We start from the raw sequence: 15,502 nt of genomic DNA, 5'->3' as shown, positions 1-15,502 counted from the left end.
GGGGGTGTGGGGGGTCGTCCCCCCACAAGAGACCGGGCCGTTCATTCGAACGCGGAGGGGACGAACGGCTCCTCGTCCCGGATCATCGAGTCCCCGGCCTGGGAGAGCAGAGAGAAGATCACTAGGCCGACGCACAGGTCGATCAGCCCCGTCGCGGCCTGGGCCGCGGGCGGCGCGCCCGTGCTGAAGGGGACGACCGTGCCGATCAGCGTGAGCAGCACCATGATCCAGGCGAACACCCGCATCGGGGCGGGCGTCAGCGCGACGAGGAACTGCAGGACCAGCGTCGCCAGCAGCGCACCGAGACCCGCCGTCACGATGAAGACGCTGGTCGGCAGGCCGCTGAGGACGCCCCTTCCCCAGGACGGGAAGAGCCCGATGCCGAAGACGCCGCGTGCGACCAGCACACCGAGGGACGCGGCGAGCTCGGCGACCAGGGCGGTGGCGAGCCCCGCGCCCCAGAGCCGGGTGGCGTCCACGCGCCGCCTTCCGGGGTCCTTTACCACGGCGCGGACGGTGCGGCCATCGAGAGGACCCGTCACGGCAGGCTCCTTTTCGGATCGGTGCTCCTCCCGCAAGCGTCCGCGCGCCGCGAAGCGGAGGGATCATCCTCCGCGGGTGACTTCGCGGCGGTCCCTCGCACCGCCCCGGAAAAGCGGTTTCATCACCATGAGTGACGCTCTAGGGTCGGTGTGTGATTACCGGGTGTCGTGTCGCCGGTGCTGGAGGAGGTGCCGCCGGTGGAGTCGCAGCTCATCGGGAGGGAGTCCCAGACGCGCGCGCTGCGGGACCTGGTCGGCCGGGCCGCCGTGAGCCACGGCGGGCTGGTGCTCGTCTGCGGGGAGGCGGGCATCGGGAAGTCGTCGCTGGCGGGCCACGCGGTCGCCGAGGCGGCGCGGCGGGGCATGCGGGTGCTGCACGGCGCGTGCTGGGACGCCGACGGCACCCCGGGTTACTGGCCGTGGACGCAGGCCGTCCGCGGGCTGCGTGGCCGCTGCGCCCCCGAGGAGTGGGCGGACCTCGCGGCCGCCGCGGGCGGCGTCCTGCCGGTCCTGCTGGGCGAGGGCCCGAAGAGCGAGGACGTCCCCGCCTTCCGGCTCCTCGACGCCGTCGGCACCATGCTGATCACCGCCTCCCGCCGCCGCCCGGTGCTGGTGGTGCTGGAAGACCTGCACTGGGCGGACGCCGCGTCCCTCGGGCTGCTGGAGTTCGTGGCCCAGCACATCTGGTTCGAGCGCGTGCTGCTGGTCGCGACCTACCGCGACGTGGAGGTCGAGCGGCCCGACCACCCGCTGCGCCCGCTGCTGCGGCCGCTGGCCGCGCGGGCGACGACGCTGCACCTGACGGGCCTGGAGCCCGAGGGCGTCGGGGAGCTGCTGGCCCGCACGGCGGGTGAGCGGCCGCCGGACGCCCTCGTCGACATCGTGCACGCGCGGACCGGCGGCAACCCGTTCCTCGTGGAGGAGACCGCGCGGCTGTGGTCCGCCGGATATCCCGTCACCACGATCTCGCCCGGCGTGCGGGCCGCGCTACACCGGCGCCTGTCACTGCTCGGCGACCCCGTCGCGCGCCTGCTGGAGGCGGCCGCCGTCCTCGGGCGGCGGTTCTGCCCCGCCGTGCTGGCCAGGACCGTGGGCGTGGACGAGGCGCGGGTCGCCGCCCTGCTCGCCGAGGCGGCCGGCACCCACCTGGTGCGGCCGGACCGGGCGGGGGCCCTGGTGTTCCGGCACGACCTCGTCCGCGAGACCCTCTACGAGTCGCTGGGCGAACGCGACCGGCGGCGGCTGCACGCCGCGGCCGTCCGCGCGCTGCGCGACCCGTCCGGCGCCGGTGACCAGGCCCGTCCGACCGAGCTCGCCCGGCACGCCTACTTCGCGGACGACGAACTGGACGGACGCGTCGCCGCGGACCTGCTGGCGGACGCCGCCCGGCACGCCGCCGGACGGCTGGCCGACCAGGAGGCGGTGGGGCACTACGAGCGTGCCCTGGAACGCCTCGGCGGCGACGACCCGGCCAGGAGCGCCCAGCTCTCCCTGCTCCTCGGGAACGAGCTGCACCTGATCGGCGACCGGGACCGCGCCTGGCGCGCCTTCGGCGACGCGGTCGACGCGGCCCGCGGCCTGGACGACCGGGCGGTTCTGAACCAGGTGGCGCTCGTCCTCCACGGCGCGGACGGACGGGGCGACGCCACCGGGCTGAAGGCGCACGTCCTGCGGGAGGTCTACGCCCGCCTGTCGGCCCCGGACCCCGCCGCCCCCGACGCCGACCGCGCCACGGACCCTGCCGACGCCGACCCCGCGACCATGGCCGACCACATCGCGCGGTGCGTCGTGACCGCCGCGCGCGAGCGCCGTGACGACGAGGCCCTCCACGTCGGGTTGTGGGCGCGGCTGCACGCCGGATGGGGGCCGGAGACCGCCGCCGAGCGGTCCGCGTTGTCCAGCGAACTGGTCGAGGTGTCCCGGCGGCGCGGTGACCGCTGCGGAGGGCACATGGCCATGTCCATGCGCTGGGTGGCACTGCTGGAATGCGGCGATCCGGCCTACATCGACCAGTTCCACGCGCTGGTGGGCGCCGCGGCCGACGCGGGGCTGCCGCAGATGCGCCTCACCTCTCTCATCGACCGCGGTGTCGTGTACGCGGTCATGGGCCGCTTCGCCGAGGCGGAGGAGGCGCACGCCGAGCTGGTCACCTCCCACGCCCGGCACACGGACTGGCTCCGGTACTACGCCGACCACCAACGCTGGGCCCTGTCGCTGCTGCAAGGCAGGTTCGCCGATACGGCGGAGCCGTGCCGGGCGCTGAGCGCGCAAGACCACCTGCACGGGGAACTGGTGGCCTCCATCACGGCACTGGAACAGGGCGAGCCCCCGACCGGAACGGTGCCGCGGCTGGGAGAGGGACGGCCCTGGCCGGATCGGGGTCTCGTCCCGCTGTGGCTGCGTTTCCAGGCGCAGGCCGCCGCCGCGTCCGGGGACCCGGGCTGGTGCGAGCGGGTCCGGGCCGCGCTGGAGCCGTACCGTGACCGGTGGCTGGTCTCGTTCTACGGATGGGACATCAGCGGCCCGGCGGCCCTGTGGACGGGAATGCTGGACGCCGCCCGTGAACGCTGGGACGACGCGATCGCGGAGTTCACCCGCGCGCACCGCTCCGCCGACCTCCTGCGGGCCCGCCCCTGGTCGGCCCGCGCCCGCCTCGAACTCGCCGCGGCCCTCCGCGCGCGGGGGGCCGGGCAGGACGCGGCGACGGCCGGCGGGCTGCTGCGCGACGCGGCCGCCGAGGCGCGGCGGCTGGGCATGGCCCACCTGACCGAGCGGGCCGGGCGCGTCCTGCCCGTGTCCGCTCCCGCGCCCCGGCCCGCCGACCCTGTGAACGAATTCACCACCGACGGCTCCGTCTGGCGCCTGACCTTCGCCGGGCGGACCGTGCACATGTCCGACGCCAAGGGCCTGCGTGACCTGCGCTGCCTGCTCGGCTCGCCGGGACGCTACATCCCGGCGGCCCGGCTGCTCGACCCCCGGGACCCCGCCGTGGAGGCGGGCACGTCCATGGGGGCCGACGCCGTCCTCGACGACGAGGCCAAGGCGCGCTACCGGCGGCGCCTGGAGCGGCTCGACGAGGAGATCGACCGCGCCACGGGACTCGGCGACGACCGGCGGGCGGCTGAGTTCGACCGCGAGCGGGAGGCGCTGCTGGACGAGCTGCGCCGCGCCACCGGCCTGGCAGGGCGGGCCCGCAGGCTCGGCGACGACGGCGAACGCGCCCGCAAGAGCGTCACCGCCCGCATCCGCAACACCCTGCGCCGCGTCGAGGAGCGGCATCCCGAGCTCGGCGCCCACCTCCGCCAGACGGTCACGACGGGGACCACCTGCCGTTACGCGCCCGACCACGAGATCCACTGGCGGCTGTGAGGAAGGGCGCGGCCGTCCCGGAAGGAGGAGTGGACGGCCGCGCCCTGGCTGGGGAGGGTCAGAGCTGCTGCCAGGCGGTCCATTCGCTGTTGGGGCGGTGTTGCCAGCGGTGGTGGACGCCGCCGGGGTTGTTGGCGAAGATCTCCAGGCGTCCGTCGGGGTTGCGGAGGGCTTGGACGAAGTAGCCTCCGCCGCCGAAGTCCTGCCAGGTGCGCCAGGTTCCGGTGGTGTCGGTCTGGTAGTTGTGCTGCATCGTGTCGTCGTTGAGGGCGAACACCTCGATGCGCCGGTCGTGGGAGGGGATGGCGGCCAGCCGCGCCCGGGCGGGGCCGCCGAGGGGTTGCCAGTCGAACCAGCTGCCGCCCGGGGTGGTCTGCCAGCGGTGGTGGACGCCACCGGGGTTGCTGGCGAACACCTCCAGGCGTCCGTCGTGGTTGTGGGTGACGGTGAGGTGGTCGCCTCCGAGGCCGAAGTCGGCCCAGTCCCGCCATGTTCCCTTGGCGTCGGTCTGGCAGTTGTGCTGGAAGATGTCGTCGTTCATCGCGAACACCTCGATCCGTCCGTCGGCGGCGGGCGCCGCGGCCAGCCGCGTCCGGCCCGGCCCGCCGAGCGGGTGCCAGTCGACCCAGCCCCCGTTCGGGGTGGTCTGCCAGCGGTGATGCACTCCACCGGCGTTGCTGGCGAAGGCTTCGAGTCGTCCGTCGTGGTTGTGGGTGATGGCGAGGTGGTCGCCGCCTGCGCCGAAGGGTCCCCAGGCGCTCCATTCGGCGGAGGGTTTGATCTGGTAGCGGTGGGTGAAGGTGTCGGCGTTCATGGCGAACAGTTCCAGGCGTCCATCGGCCGATGCCGCGAGTGCGACGGTGGCCTGTGCGGGGCCGCCGAGGGGTTGCCAGGCGGTCCAGGTTCCGCCGGGGCTGTGCTGGTAGGTGTGCCAGACCTGGTCCATCGCGCCGTGGAAGACCTCAAGGCGTCCGTCGGCCGACATGCCCACCGCCAGCCGCTGCCTGCGGTCCGGCGCGACCGGGGCGTGCCACCAGCTCGTCTCCTTGAGCGCTCCCGCCCAGGAGAAGCTGAAGTGGATGTGGTTGGTGTGCGGGTTCTTCTCCCGGTACGGCTGCCACCCGGCGCTCGCGCGGTTCGCCATCCAGATCCGCCGGTTCCAGATCATGTACATGATCCCGAAGCGGCGCGCGAGGGCGTGGGTGTTGCCGTGCCGGTCGTTGCCGTGCAGCCAGCCGATCAGGTCGTCCGCGAGATGCGGCTGGCTATGGACGTCGACGCCCCAGTCCCACGCGCGGCCCTCCTTGTGCTCGCTCGGCCCGCCGCGGCCGCAGGCCCGGCCGATACCGAGGTCGGTGGTGCCGGGGTAGGCGGCCAGGACCAGGTCGCGGAACTCGGCGACGCCGGGCTTGGGCGCGGGATCGCAGTCGCGCTGCTGCTCGTAGGCCGCGTAGGGGTCGATGTCCGGGCCGAAGTCGGGTGCGGGCGGCGCCATCGCGGGCTCCTCACGTGTCCGCCCCGCCTCGTGCGGGGTCCTGCCCGTGAGGCGCTACATCGGATGCGGCGCCGCTACATCGGATCGCGCGGCAGGTGAAGCGCCGTGCTTGGCCGGTGTCGGACTTCATCGGCGGTTCCTGCCCGGACCGGGAACTTCGGGCTGGATGATGGCGATGTGACGGAACGGCGTGCCGCGGTGGCGGTGACGGGGGTGCTGGTCACCGGGCTGGCCGTGGTGCTGCTGGTGCTGGGCTGGGACGACGCCAGGAAGGTGGCGGCCATCGTCTCGACGCTGGCGGCCGTGGCCGGAGTCGGGGTCGCGATCCTGGCGTTGCTGCCCGGCGGGGTCTCGCGGGGTCCGCGGGCGGAGGTCCTGGGGACGGGCCGCGCCTCGTCGGGACGCGGGGGCCACGCCAACTCCGGCTTCCTTGGCCGCTCACGCTCGCACCGAGGCGACGTCCGGGTGAGGAGGACGGGGGACGCCGACGCGTCCCAAGGCGGCGACGCCAACACCGGGATCCGATTCGACTGACCCGCACGTGGTCGCAGGCGCCCACGGGGGTGGTGATGGGGAACCGGGCGCGGTGGCGCGCGCGGCTGCGCGGCTCCGGTCAGGCGATCGGCGGCGACCACAGCGTCGTCAACACGGGGGTGCTGCATCTCGGCGGCCGGCCGGCCCGTCCCCCGGTCTCGGGATACCTGCACCGGGTCCGGCAGATCTTCCCGGGCGTCCTCGAAGACCGCGAGGGCGAGCTGCGCGAGCTGGCGGACTTCTGCACCCGCGCGGACGGGCCGTCCTACGCGTGGTGGCAGGGGCCCGCCTGGGCGGGCAAGTCGGCGCTGATGGCGTCGCTGGTGATGAACCCGCCCCCGGACGTGCGGATCGTGTCGTTCTTCATCACGGCGCGGTGGGCGGGGCAGAGCGACCGGGCCGCCTTCCTTGAGGCGACGCTGCTCCAGCTCGCCGCGATCACGGGGGAGACGCTGCCCGACGTGCTGACGGAGGCCAGCCGCCACGACTGGTTCCTGCGGCTCCTGGACGAGGCGGCGCTGGCGTGCGAACGCGACGGCGTCCGGCTCGTGCTGGTGGTCGACGGGCTGGACGAGGACAGCGGTGTGACGGCCGGCGCGGAGGCGCACAGCATCGCGGCCCTGCTTCCCGCGGCGCCGGTCCGGGGGATGCGCGTGGTCGTCGCGGGACGGCCGCACCCGGAGATCCCCTCCGACGTGCCGTCCTGGCATCCGCTGAAGGACGGGCGCATCATCCGGCCCCTGAGCGTCTCGCCCAAGGCGGAGTTCGTCCGCAAGGAGGCGGAACGGCAGCTGGTGCACCTGCTGGACGACGACGGCCTCGGCAGGGAGCTGCTGGGGCTGGTGACCGCCGCGGGCGGCGGCCTCGGCGGCGACGATCTGGCGGATCTGGCCGGGGTGTCGGTCTGGGAGGTCGAGCGCGTGCTGGACGCCGTCACCGGCCGCGCCTTCATGACCCGCCAGGCCACCTGGCGGCCCGGGTCGACGCGCCAGTTCGTCCTGGCGCACGAGGAGCTCCAGCGGACCGCGGCCCGCTGCCTGGGCGAGGCCGCCCTCACCGGGTGGCGGGACCGCCTGCACGGGTGGGCCGACCGGTACCGGCGCAGCGGCTGGCCGTCCGAGACGCCCGAGTACCTGCTCCGCGGATACCTGGCGATGCTGTACGCCGCCGGTGACGTCGCGCGGATGACGGAGCTGGCCACCGACCGGCTGAGGCTCGATCGGATGCTCGACATCAGCGGCGGTGACGCGGCGGCCATCGCGGACATCATCACCGTGCAGGAGTTCGTCCGGGACCACGAGCGGCCGGACCTGTCGGCGAGCCTGCGCCTGGCGTTCACCAGGGAGCGCCTCGCCCGGCGCAACAGCTACATCCCGACCGACCTGCCGTTCACCTGGGCGCGGATCGGCAACCCGATCCGGGCGGAGGCGCTCGCCCGCTCCATCACCGACGCGTCCGAGCAGGAGCGGGCGCTCAGGAAGCTGGCGACGGCCCTGGCCGCCGGCGGCGACCTGACGCGGGCCGAGCACATCGCCGCGTCGATCACCGACGCCTCCGAGCAGGCGCAGGCGCTGGCCGCGCTCGCCACCGCGTTCGCGAACAGCGGCGACCTGCGGCGGGCCGAGCACATCACCGGCCTGATCCCCGACTCCCTGAGGCAGGCGCAGGCGCTGGCCGCGCTCGCCACCGCGTTCGCGAACAGCGGCGACCTGCGGCGGGCCGAGCAGATCGCCGGATCCGTCACCGGCCGGACCGAGCAGGCCCTGGTCCGGTCCGCGCTCGCCATGACCGTGGCCAACAACGGCGACCTGAAGCAGGCCCTGCACATCACCCAGTTCATCATCGACCGCTCGGAGCGGTCCCGGGCGCTGACGGCGCTCGCCACGGTCAGCGGCGGTGACCTGAGGCGGATCGAGCACCTCGCCCAGTGGGTCATCGATCCCTCCGAGCGGGCGCAGCTGCTGGCCGCGCTCGCCACCACCATGGTCGGCAACGGTGAACTGAAACGGGCCAAGCGTGTCGTCCGCTCGGTCTCGCTCCCCCATGTGCGGGGTCCGGTGCTGATGGCGCTGGGCGGCGCGCTGGCCAGGGGCGGGGAGGCGGACGAGGCCGAGAGCATCGTCAACGAGATCCTCCTCCCGTCGGAGCGGGCCGAGGCGCTGACGCTGCTGGCGCGGGCGGCGACGGGGAACGGGGACACCGTCCGGGCGCGGCGTCTCGCGGTGGCGGCCGCGGACCTCACCCGGTTCCTCGCCCCCTCGGAGCAGGCCGAGGTGCTGACGGCGGTGGCGCGGGCCGCGACCGGGAACGGGGACGACGTCCGGGCGCGGCACTTCGCGGGGGTGGCGGCGGACGTCGCCCGTTCCCTGGTCCCCCCGGCCGAGCGCGCCGAGGCGCTGACGGCGGTGGCGCGGGCCGTGACGGAGTACGGGGACGCCGCCGAGGCGGGGCGGCTCGGGGAGGAGGCCGAGGAGGCCGCCCGCTCCATCGCCTCCGTCGCGGAGAGGGTGCGGGTCATGACGGACGTGGCGCGCGCCGCGACCGGGAACGGGGAGTTCGTCCGGGCGCGGCGTCTCGCGGAGGAGGCCGAGGACGCCGCCCGTTCCATCGCCCACCCGTCCGACCAGGCGCGGGCGCTGACGGCGTTGGCGCAGGAGGCGGCCGAGGACGGCGACCTCGACCGTGCCGAGCACCTCGCGCGCCTCGTCACCGACCCCGCCGGGCAGGCCGAGGCCCTGACCGCGCTGGCGATGGCGCCGGCCAAGGGCGGCGACTTCGACCGGGCGGAGCGCATCGCCCGCTCCATCTCCGAACCCGCGGCGGAGGCGCAGGCCCTGACGGCGGTGGCCCGGGCGATGATCGACGGCGGGGACGTCGGCCGGGCGCGGGACCTGGCGGGCTCGGCCGAGCGCGTCGCCCGCTCGATCAGCCACCCCCTGGAACAGGCCCGCGCGCACGTCTTATTGGCCAGGGCCGTCGCCATCAGCGGTGACGCGGACTGCGCGGAACGGATCGCCCGGTCGATCCCCGACGCCTACGAGCAGGCCCAGGCGTTAGCGGAGCTGGCCGTCGCCGTGGCCGGGAACGGCGATCTGGAACGCGCCGAGAAGCTCAGCCGGTCCATCGACGACGACTACGAACGGACGCGGGCACTGCGGGCGCTGGCCGTCTCCGTGGCCCGCACCGGCGACATCGACCGCGCCGAGCGGTTCGCGGAGTCCATCCCCTTCGCCCAGGAGCGCACCCAGGCGTTGACGGAGCTGGCCGTCGCCACCGTCGGCGGCGGCGACCTGGCACACGCCGAACGTGTCATCCGATCCATCGACACCCCTGTCGAGCGGGCCCGGGCGCAGCGGCTGCTGAGCACCGCCGTCGCCGTGAGCGGCGACATGGAACGCGCCGAACGCATCGCCCGGCCCATTCGCTCGTCCTATGAACAGGCCCAGGCGTTCCGGAAGCTGGCCACCGTCGCCTTGGAGGGCGGTGACCTGGACCGCGCCGAACGCCTCGCCCTGTCGATCCGTTCTCTCTATGAACGGACGCAGGCGCTCACGGAACTGGCCGTCGCCGTGGCCGGGAAAGTCGACCCGGACAGGGCCTTGGAGCTGCTGAGATCGGCCGAGGGGACCTTCAACTCCATGAAGGACTCGTTCGAGAAGCTCCAGGCCCGCGGCTCGCTCGCCGGAGCGCTGGCGAAGACCGGCGACCTGGACCGCGCCGAAAGGATCGCCCACTCGATCCCCTCGTCGCACGAAGACGCCGTGGCGGTGATGGCGGTGGCCGTGGCGGCGGCCCAGAACGGCGCCATGAAGCGTGCGGTGGACATCGCCACCTCCGTCACCAACCCCTTCCTGCGGGCCAAGGTGTTCATGGCCCTCGCGGGGACCGCGGGCAAGGGCGGGGATCTGTACCGCGCGCGGGAACTCGCGGAGCTGGCGGAGAGCATCTGCCGCGTCGTCCCCCACGCCTACGAGCAGACCCAGGCGCTGATGGCGGTGTCCGCGACCGCCGCCGAGCACGGGGACCTGGAGCGTGCCGAACGCATCGCCGGCACCATCACCCACCCGTACGAGAAGGCCCAGGCGCTGATGGTGGTGGCCACGGCGGCGGCGCGGAACGGCGACCTGAAGCGGGCGACGGCCATCGGCCACTCCCTCACGAACCCGCACGAGCAGGCGGCGGTGGTGACCGCGATGGTCGGGCAGGCCGGAGCGGACGAGGCCCGGCGGCTCCTCGCGGACGCCTTGACCAGCGCATCGCCCTACGCGCTGCTGGAGGCCGTCGCCGCCGCCGACCCCGCGGCGCTGGTCGCCGCCGCCCCGCACGCCCTCGAAGAGTTCTGACCGTCCCCGCGACCTCACCCCCGGCAGGCCGGGCTAGGCCCGCTTCTTGCGCTTGGCGTTGAGGTCGGTCACGCTCGCCCGCCTGCGAGGGGACGCCTTGGGCTTCATGAGCCGTTCGCGCCGCTTGCGCAACCGCAGCCGCTCTTTCTGGTAGGCGAGCCGCTCCTCGTCTTTGCGGATGATGAGCTCGTGTCGGAACGTCTCGTGCTCCTGCAAGAAGAGCGCCTCGCGACGTTCGAGGTCGGCCGCCGTCGCCATCTCCACGTCCCGCTGCCTCTTGAAGCGCTCGACCTCCGCCTTCACCAGCGCCGCCAGCTCGGCGTTGCGGACACGCCGGTCGTGCGCCTCCGCCTTGCTGGTCAGCTTGTGGAGGATCGGGGCGATGTCCATGGCCAGCAGCAGCGCCATCAGCAGCAGGCGGATCACCATGACGACACCGTTCCGCTTGGTGACCTTGCGGAACGCCTCCTCCTTGGCCAGGAGGTCCTGCACGTCCGCGCTCTTCCTCCGCGCGGTGTCGATCTCGGCGCGGCGCTGCGTCCGCAGCTCTTCGAGCTTCCCGCCGTCGCGTTCCCGCACCGTGGAGGCGGCCCGCTCCTCCTTGGCGAGGGCGGCCTTGATGTCCTTGAGCCTGGCGGTGGCGTCGTCGAACAGCGGTCCCTCACCGATCGGCCCGCAGGTGCCGGCGCGCTGGCAGGCGGCCTGCCGCTGCACCTTGGCGTATTCGGTGCGCAGCTTCTCGACGGCCTTGTCCTGCGCCTTGATCTCCTCCTGGAGAGGACGTGCGTCGGCGTTGTGGCGCTCGTCGATCCTCGCGATGGTCTTGCGCAGCGCCGCTTCGCGGTCGGCCGCGGCCTGCTCGCCGATTATTCCGCTGAAGGCCATCACCAGCAGGATCTCCGAGACCAGGAGCGATGCCACCACCGTGATGAGGACGCGGGGCGCGAGCACCGACCAGTTCGTCTTGGGCGGGTCCATGGTCGCGGTCACCTTGACGGCCGTCCGGGGTCCTCGTCCGTGCCGCGCCGGTGGCCTGGACGCCGCGTTCGTGCCGGTCTTCGCGCTCGTGCCGGTCTTGGCGTTCGTGCCGGTCTTGGCGTTCGTGCCGGTCTTCCCGGTCGTCCGCGCGGGCCGTCCGGTCGTGGCCGGGACGGTCTTGACGGTGATCTTCACGTTGCGGTACGGCGCGACCTGGCTCGTGACCGACCGGTCGATGAACAGGACGAACGCGCCGAAGACCAGCCCCACCGGCAGCTTCGAGACGATCGAGGAGTTGGCCGCCATCGCCGCCATGGCCGAGGCCGAGAACACGGCCAGCCCGGCGGTCAGCGTCATGAGCGCGCCGAGGTTGACGAACCGGGTCCGCTCGTCCTCGGTGACGAGGCGCAGCCGCGCGCCGGTGACCACGATGAGCAGGTTCGCCAGCAGCCGCGTCAGCGGCCGTGCCAGCGGGCGGCGGCGCCGCTTCCCGGGCCTCGGCGCGGGTTCCGCGGGCTCGGCCTGCGCGGTGCGGGGAGGGCGGCGGCGTGGCGGGCCCTTGCCGACCGAGGTCTTCTTCGGGGTGGCGGAGCGGGGACCGGACTTTGGAGCGGGCATGGCGAACCCCTGCCGTGAGACGTGGCACCGAGGACTGCGGCCAGTCCTGACCAAAAGTGTCCACAGGGGGTCCTGAGCTGCGCCAACAGAATTCTGTGCTCAGTCCGGGCGGGGCCGCTCGCGGCAGAGCCCGAGCTCCTCGGCCCAGCGCTGGGCGGCCTCCACGGGAGTGATCTTGACGGCCCGTCCGCTCCGCTCCAGCTCATCGCGCAGCACTTCACGGCCGTCCTCGGCGAGCAGTTCCGGATGGCTCCGCAGGTACTTGTCCCGGATCCGCGCCAGGTTGGCGTTGTGGGCGTCCTGGGTGACGTTCAGCCGCTCGGCCACCGCCGCGCCGTTGCTGGTGGAGTCGGGGCAGCCCACGAGCTTGGCGAGGCGCCGCTCGGCGGGGGTGAGCGCCGTCTGGCCGACGCTGAGCCTCACGGCGGCGAAGACCCGGTTCACCGACTGCTGGACGGCCGCCGCCCCCAGCCGGTGATCGGCGGCCACCTGTTCGGCGGACGGCCTCAGCATCAAGGACCGGAGCACGGCCATGTCGCCGGACCATAACCCGAAGTCCTCCGGATGCCGATGACGCAGCTCGGCGAAGCAGCGCTTGGCGAGTGCCTGCGACATGTGCAGCCTGCCGTCCGCGACCACCGTGATCGCGTCCGCCATCGCGGGGAAGTCGGGACGCGACTCCAGGTAGCCGCGGGCGCCCGCGGCGATCGCCTCCAGGACCTGGCGGCGCCGGGCGTGCGTGGAGAACAGCAGCACCCGCCAGCCCTTGGCGATCAGGTGCTGGACCGCGGCGCCGCCCGACAGCGGATCGCCGAGCTGGACGTCGCACAGCGCAACCCCCGGCCCGTCGATGGCCGGGACGTCCCGTACGCCGGGGTACGTCGGCTCTATGGTCGCGCCGGGCAGCAGCGGCTTGAGCCTGTCGTCCAGCAGGACGCGCAGCATCGCGTTGTCGTCCACGAACGCGACGGTCAGCCCGGACATGCGGACTCCTTCGACCACTCGAATCGGATCGCCGTCCCCTCGCCGGGCGCCGACAGGATCTGGTGGCGCCCGCAGATCTTCTCGACCCGCGGGTACGTCCTGTCCAGGCCGCCGCCGTGCCGCACCGCCGTGTGGTCGAAACCGACGCCGTCGTCGACGACCTCGACCACGACCTCTCCTTCCCTCGCCTCGGCGAAGAGCTCGACGACGGCCCCGGGCCCGGCGTGCTTATGGGCGTTGTTGAGCGCCTCCGCCGCCGCGGCGACCAGCACCGAGGCGACATCGGGCGGTGGCTCGACGTCGATGAAGAACGTCGGCTGCACCAGCAGCCCCAGCCGGAGGTAGGTGTCCGCCGCCTCGGCGAGGCCCTCGCCGAACGGCTGGTCGTCCTCGTCGGAGTCCAGGGCCGCGCGCGCGGCCAGCGAGGCGCGGCGCAGCAGCTCCCGGGTCTCCTCCGGCAGCCGGTCGTCGGAGATCAGGCCGTCCAGGATGCCGAGGCTCCCGTCGTGCAGACCACGGCTGAACCGGTCCCGGAGCCGCTCCAGGTCGTCCCGCCGCCGCTTGCTGGCCGCCTCCAGCTCGGTGGCGCGGCCGGTGGCCACGGCCAGCACGGTGCGGACGGCCATCGAGCGCAGCAGATAGGCGACGTACAAGCCGACCACGTACCACATGATGAATCCGAGCAGATCGGACGCCAGCTTCAACCCGACGTCGGGGTAGAGGGCGACGCACCACGACCCCCAGAGCAGGCCGATCCCGCCGAGCGCCCGCCAGGTCAGCCCGATCGCGAACGCCAGCGTCAGCGACGCGATCAGGCTGAACGGCACCACCTCGGTCATGATGACGTTGCGCAGCCCGGCCTCCGCCGCGCGCGAACCGACGCCCATCAGGGCGACGCAGAACCCCACGTCCACCAGGGCGAGTCGCGTGTCCCCGCGCATGGGCTCGCTGTCCCACACGCGGCGCACGTACCACGTCGCCTCCACGACCGCGCCGGCCAGCGCCGCCACCGCCAGCGACGGGTGCGCCAGATCGTTCCAGGCGAAGAGCGGGATCACGAGGAACGGCACCATGACGGCCCGGACGAACGCCGCCATCCGGTTCAGGTGCCGTTCGTAGCGCGCGACGATCTCGTCGCGGTCCGGGACCTCCGGGACGCGGTCCCAGTCGAGGGCGAGACGGAGCCGGGAGACGCGCGCGGGCAGGTCGAGTCCGGCCAATCGGCACCTCCGGGAACGCGGCTCCTCGCCCGACATCGTGGCCCATGGACCCGCGCCCGTCTGTGCACTGCGACCAGGTCGGCGACAGGGCGGTGACCGGTTGCGGTCGCCGCGGGTCTTGCGCTTCGAGGAGGCCGCCGACGCCGCTCAGGCCGCGTTCGGTGGGTGGAGCACAGGTCGCCCAGGGCGATGATCTCGGAGAGGCCCGAATCCGGTCAGGCGTCCACGGGAATGCGCCGGCCCGAGACGAGTTCGGGACGAATACGGATGTACTGGTCGCGGTGGCCGGGCATCCAGCTGCGCAGCGGCAAATCCTCCAGCGCGGCGATCTCCTCGGACGCGGTGACGAGGCGGGCGTGGCCGATGATCACGACCGACCAGCCGGTCCGGGCGGTGGCGTCGAACTCGTCGATCTCGAACGCGACGACGGTCTGGCGGGCGGCGGTGGCGAGCCGTGACGCCCGGGCCGTCCGGATGACCACGTCGTCGGCGTGGACGATGAAGTTGACCGGCTGCACGGCCGGGAGGGCGTGCTCGGTGAAGACGACCCGGCCGACCACGGCACGGGCGAGCAGGGCACGGCATTCCCGCACGTCCAGGATCTCCAGGCCACTGCGATCGAGGTGCATGGACCCAGGATCGCCGCCGGGGGCGGCGGGCGTTAGGGACGAACGTCCCATCGAGCGGCCGGTTCCCGCGGCTACTCGCGGTCGGTCCTCGGCCTGGCGGCGTCGGCCTTGAGCTGGGCGGCGAAGGCGGCGGCCTGGGTGCGGCGGCTCATGCCCAGCTTGGCGAAGATGCTGGAGATGTAGTTCTTGGCGGTCTTCTCGGCCAGGTACATGCGCTCGCCGATCTGCCGGTTGGTCAGCCCCTCGCCGATGAGCTCCAGGATCTGCCGCTCCTGGTCGGTCAGGCCCTGGAGGGGGTCCTTCTTCTCCTGGCGTTCGCGGATGCGCCGGAGCATGCGGGCGGTGCTGCGGGGGTCCAGGAGGGACTGGCCGGCGGCGACGGTGCGCACGGCGCCGACGAGGTCCGAGCCGTGGATCTGCTTGAGGACGTAGCCGGAGGCGCCCGCCATGACGGCGTCGAACAGGGCGTCCTCGTCGTCGAAGGAGGTGAGCATCAGGCAGGCCAGTCCCGGCATCCGGGAGCGGATCTCGCGGCAGACGGTGACGCCGTCGCCGTCGGGCAGCCGGACGTCCAGGACGGCCACGTCGGGACGGGCTGCGGGGATGCGGGCCAGCGCGTGCTCGGCGGTCCCGGCCTCACCGACGACCTCGATGTCGCCCTCGGCCGACAGCAGGGCGGCCACGCCCCGGCGGACGACCTCGTGATCGTCCATCAGGAACACCCTGATGGCCTTCCCGTCTCCCGGCGCGCTGTCGCTCACGCCCACGAACCTATCCTCCGCGCGACCAC

General features: G+C 73.5%; 10 protein-coding genes. 3 read left to right on the top strand and 7 right to left on the bottom strand.

Annotated elements, in window-relative coordinates:
* Positions 1 to 41 precede the first annotated feature (41 nt).
* Positions 42 to 542 carry a DUF6069 family protein gene (locus tag AGRA3207_RS18515; protein WP_231335973.1) on the bottom strand — a complete coding sequence of 167 codons (501 nt, stop codon included), beginning with the start codon at positions 540 to 542 and terminating at the stop codon, positions 42 to 44.
* 177 nt (positions 543 to 719) lie between these two features.
* Here AGRA3207_RS18515 and AGRA3207_RS18510 point away from each other — a divergent pair, with 177 nt between their 5' ends.
* The gene (locus tag AGRA3207_RS18510; protein ID WP_231335972.1) at positions 720 to 3,911 is read left to right on the top strand and encodes an ATP-binding protein; all 3,192 of its coding nucleotides are present in this window, start codon (positions 720 to 722) and stop codon (positions 3,909 to 3,911) included.
* 58 nt (positions 3,912 to 3,969) lie between these two features.
* Here AGRA3207_RS18510 and AGRA3207_RS18505 read toward each other — a convergent pair whose 3' ends face one another.
* Positions 3,970 to 5,406, bottom strand: coding sequence for a PLL family lectin (locus tag AGRA3207_RS18505; RefSeq protein WP_231335971.1), 1,437 nt, complete (start codon positions 5,404 to 5,406; stop codon positions 3,970 to 3,972).
* Positions 5,407 to 5,583: 177 nt separating this feature from the next.
* Here AGRA3207_RS18505 and AGRA3207_RS18500 point away from each other — a divergent pair, with 177 nt between their 5' ends.
* Both AGRA3207_RS18500 and AGRA3207_RS18495 read left to right on the top strand, forming a co-directional pair.
* The gene (locus AGRA3207_RS18500; protein ID WP_231335970.1) at positions 5,584 to 5,940 is read left to right on the top strand and encodes a hypothetical protein; all 357 of its coding nucleotides are present in this window, start codon (positions 5,584 to 5,586) and stop codon (positions 5,938 to 5,940) included.
* A 35-nt stretch (positions 5,941 to 5,975) separates the two neighbouring features.
* Positions 5,976 to 10,283 carry a tetratricopeptide repeat protein gene (locus AGRA3207_RS18495; RefSeq protein ID WP_231335969.1) on the top strand — a complete coding sequence of 1,436 codons (4,308 nt, stop codon included), beginning with the start codon at positions 5,976 to 5,978 and terminating at the stop codon, positions 10,281 to 10,283.
* A gap of 33 nt (positions 10,284 to 10,316) precedes the next feature.
* Here AGRA3207_RS18495 and AGRA3207_RS18490 read toward each other — a convergent pair whose 3' ends face one another.
* The 5 genes from AGRA3207_RS18490 to AGRA3207_RS18470 form a co-directional block, all read right to left on the bottom strand.
* Positions 10,317 to 11,879 (bottom strand): DUF4407 domain-containing protein, encoded by a 1,563-nt coding sequence (locus tag AGRA3207_RS18490; RefSeq protein WP_231335968.1) that lies wholly within the window; start codon positions 11,877 to 11,879, stop codon positions 10,317 to 10,319.
* Between the two features lie 99 nt (positions 11,880 to 11,978).
* Positions 11,979 to 12,863, bottom strand: coding sequence for a helix-turn-helix domain-containing protein (locus tag AGRA3207_RS18485; protein ID WP_231335967.1), 885 nt, complete (start codon positions 12,861 to 12,863; stop codon positions 11,979 to 11,981).
* On the bottom strand, positions 12,851 to 14,083 hold the full coding sequence (locus tag AGRA3207_RS18480; protein WP_231335966.1) for an ATP-binding protein: 1,233 nt from the start codon (positions 14,081 to 14,083) through the stop codon (positions 12,851 to 12,853). Before AGRA3207_RS18480 ends, AGRA3207_RS18485 begins: the two co-directional genes overlap by 13 nt.
* 215 nt (positions 14,084 to 14,298) lie before the next feature.
* The gene (locus AGRA3207_RS18475; RefSeq protein ID WP_231335965.1) at positions 14,299 to 14,712 is read right to left on the bottom strand and encodes a pyridoxamine 5'-phosphate oxidase family protein; all 414 of its coding nucleotides are present in this window, start codon (positions 14,710 to 14,712) and stop codon (positions 14,299 to 14,301) included.
* Positions 14,713 to 14,783: 71 nt separating this feature from the next.
* The gene (locus tag AGRA3207_RS18470) at positions 14,784 to 15,425 is read right to left on the bottom strand and encodes a response regulator transcription factor (protein WP_231336316.1); all 642 of its coding nucleotides are present in this window, start codon (positions 15,423 to 15,425) and stop codon (positions 14,784 to 14,786) included.
* Between the last annotated feature and the right edge of the window lie 77 nt (positions 15,426 to 15,502).

The organism is Actinomadura graeca (assembly GCF_019175365.1).
Classification (GTDB): domain Bacteria; phylum Actinomycetota; class Actinomycetes; order Streptosporangiales; family Streptosporangiaceae; genus Spirillospora; species Spirillospora graeca.
This window is presented reverse-complemented; position numbering and strand designations above follow the sequence as displayed.